Source organism: Algorimicrobium algoritergicola, assembly GCF_008086165.1.
Taxonomy (GTDB): Bacteria; Bacteroidota; Bacteroidia; order Flavobacteriales; family Flavobacteriaceae; genus Algorimicrobium; species Algorimicrobium algoritergicola.
On the sequence record NZ_VSKL01000016.1, the window covers coordinates 1 to 3,330 of the forward strand.

The window sequence follows — 3,330 nt, forward strand, 5'->3', positions numbered from 1 at the left end:
ATTTGTTTGATGCAGCCAAGTTGATCAGGGAACTGCTTTTTAATTTTGTTCATATACTCGTCATTCGGTTGATTTTTAGAGCCCGAATCCACGTTATGCCCAGACCAGTTATTTAAAAGCTTGCAATATTTTTTGTTAATGTGGTTGAAATATGGCTCAATAACTTTGGCCTTGGCATTACCAACAGAAGCTGGCGTAATGTTTCTAGTAACCTCTTTATAAGTTGATTTCAAGGTTTTGAAAGCGTAGTTATCCATTTGCATTTCAAACGGCATATAGTATTCGCCAAACAACTCTCTGGAGTGCTGCATGGCGTTCTGTAAAGCCTGCTTGATTAAAGCTGGTGTTTCGTGAGTTCCAATTGCAAAGCCTATTGGGTAGTTATTGAAGGTATCTAAAATAACGACAACCGTTAAGCGGTTATGGTAAGAGGTTACGCGATGGCCTTTGTCATTTGTGCTGGTGTTTTGATAAAGTAATTCAGCATCCCAACCATCGAGCGTCCAATAAGTCATTGGTGTTTTTGGGCGGAAACGTTTAGCCTGCATTAATACGTTATTTTTTAGTGATTTGCTTCCGTTACGTCCAGCATGGGAAACCACTTTCTTTTTATTCTTACGGTTTGAAACTGTCATGGCCGTTATGGTTTTCCAGTCCATACGTTCGGCTACCGTATTATATATGGTGCTAATTAGTTCGTTGTCTAGGTTTGTATGCTTGGAAATCAACTCGTCTAGCAATGCCATTTGTTCCTTTTCGGTTACTTTTTTGGCGTTACTATTCTGAAGCTTACCAGAAATTAATGCTTTGTAAGCGCTCTTTTTGGAATTCTCCATCGCTTTAGCGTATGCAGTAGCTTTACGTCGTAAACCGTCTTTACTTGGTGGTAGGGTGTGGGCGACTTCGCGAAATGCGTTAACGTCATTACTCAACGACTGCCAAATGTCAAGCTTTGTATATCCTAATGCTCTAGCGTATTCTTTGCGGTTGTTTTTCATTTGGACCACGGTATTAAGAACCGAGGCGTTGTAAGTGTACTCCTCAACCTTTTCTAAATCCAGCTTCTTTTCGTTGCTCATTCCGTAGCGGTGGCCAACGTAGAAGTCGAAAGCTTCACGGTCAGATATATAATGGTCTGCAAACCAGCTTTTTTGAATTTCCTCCTTTGGGTTTCCAAATTCTGTAGTTAGCGCATCTTTATAATCGCGGCTTAACGAACTATACAAAACTAAAGCGCCGCCTCCCCATGACCCATTACGCATCTGCTTTTCCGTATTGTCTGGATTGTCCATACGCTTTTTAAAAGCGCGGTACGAAATAAGCTGCAGGCTATTCGGGTGAGGTTTTCTATCTGACGTTAGAAAGCGCACCTTAACACATAGCTTGGTTTTATAATGGATAAATGGAGATTCGTCTTTCATGTTTTAGTACCTTTTTAGTAATAATTGCATGATGCTCTCAGATCGGCTGGCGAATTTATGCTGGTGGTATTGCGTAATTTTAAGGGACTTTATAACTTTGATTACATTCGGTATATAACCGATTGAACAGTCTGTTATAATTGATGCCACTTTATCTTGCTTAAGAATACGCTCAATAAACTCATGGCATTTTGAGTCCATATCACTCGCATTGTCATAAACTATTTCGTGACTTTTATGATTGGTAATCAGCAACATCAAAAGTCTACCGCTTTTTGCAACACCGCAATCAAGAATTGCAAAGCCAACAGGTATTCCGTTTATGGTTTGTACAGACTTGTATTTTTGAATAAGTTGAGACCGATTGTCAACAATTTCCTTCATTGCTAAAACGGCCTCTTCGTTATCTCTATTGAAACGCATCCGAGCCGTTGAATGTTCGCAGTCAAGCATTTTGCCTAACGTTATATAATCCCCTTTGACTATATTGCGTTTTATTAGGTTTTTTATATCGAGTATTTCCGCTGCTTTCATATATTTGATAATGTTCTTTTGTGCGAACAAATATATAAACAAATCGTGTATAAAAACAATAAAATATAAACATTTTGTGTAGTTGTAATTTTATTTATGGATAAGACTTTGATAATTAACAAGATAATTGAGTACTATGATTTCAAATCAGATGCAAAATTTGCACGATTTTTAGAAATAACACCTCAAACGTTATCAAATTGGAAGGCCAGAAACACCTTTGACGCTGAATTGATATACACAAAATGTGTAGAGTTAAATCCTGAATGGCTTCTTACAGGAGAAGGCGGTATGTTAAAGAAAACCTACGAAATCGGAAAAGACACGAATCATGCGGTTAATGAAAGTCATTTTCCTAAATTAATAACCGTAGATAGTCAAGGAAATGAGAACACGGTTCTGGTACCAGTTCACGCCCAAGCTGGCTATGTTTCTGGATTTGAAAATCCTGAATATTTAAGCACTTTACCAACATATAGACTTCCAAGACTTAACAATGGCACATTCCGAATGTTTGAGGTTAAAGGTCACAGCATGGAACCAACTTTACATAGTGGTTGCATCGTGGTAGGCGAGTATGTGGAGGATTGGTATGGGTTGAAGGATAATCAAATCTATATTATTATAGCTGAAGATGGCATTGTAATAAAGCGCGTTATTAATAGGCTAGAAAAATACGGCAACTTGTTTTTGAAGAGTGATAACAGATCAGATTTTCCAAGTTACATTTTGAAACCTGAAGAAATAAAGGAAGTATGGAAGGTAAGTTTAGCCATGCTTTTCAACCTTTTAGACCCGTCAACTCTATTTGATAGGATAAACGATCTGGAGGCAGATGTAACAATGCTTATGCAAAATAAGCTTAAAAAGTAGCACGGAAAAGTGTAACTAACTGATTTTCAATATTTATACATATTTTTTAATGCATTAGGGGGTTATTTAAACCCTTTTTTTGTGGTTTTTTCATTCATTTTTTTGCATTAGGGGTATTTGTTCAGATAAATAACTAACATAAATAGTTCACCCTTTAGTACACCCTTTGGTACACGCTATACTCCTATTCACTAAAAATCGAAAAGGCTATTTAAACAACGTTTTTGATAGTATTCACAAGTATTAAATTCTAAACAAAAAAGCCAAAACCGCTTATATGGTGCGGTTTTGGCTTTAAAATCATACGGGAAGTCGCAATGATATTTAAAAGGTGTTTAAATAGCTTTTAAAATAGCGGTAAAATAACGGTATATATCTCTAATTGGGCTTTTCGTAGAAGAGCCTTAAATGCGCACGTAATTAGCTAATTCCCTTTAAACGCAAAGGTTTAGCCGATTTTTATCCTGTTTATTTATTTGGGCAAAACGTTTTTGGGGGGGTA

At 37.0% G+C, this 3,330-nt stretch carries 3 protein-coding genes; 1 reads left to right on the plus strand and 2 read right to left on the minus strand.

Features of this window, described 5'->3' with window-relative positions; all coding sequences use genetic code 11:
* Positions 1-1,421 (minus strand): hypothetical protein (locus tag ES675_RS16230; RefSeq protein WP_197503542.1); only part of this gene is annotated, 1,421 nt, incomplete at its 3' end.
* A 3-nt stretch (positions 1,422-1,424) separates the two neighbouring features.
* Complete coding sequence (locus ES675_RS16235) at positions 1,425-1,955, minus strand: hypothetical protein (protein WP_066257310.1); 531 nt, start codon at positions 1,953-1,955, stop codon at positions 1,425-1,427.
* Between the two features lie 96 nt (positions 1,956-2,051).
* Here ES675_RS16235 and ES675_RS16240 point away from each other — a divergent pair, with 96 nt between their 5' ends.
* Positions 2,052-2,828 carry a LexA family transcriptional regulator gene (locus tag ES675_RS16240; protein WP_066257312.1) on the plus strand — a complete coding sequence of 259 codons (777 nt, stop codon included), beginning with the start codon at positions 2,052-2,054 and terminating at the stop codon, positions 2,826-2,828.
* The last annotated feature ends 502 nt before the right edge of the window (positions 2,829-3,330 follow it).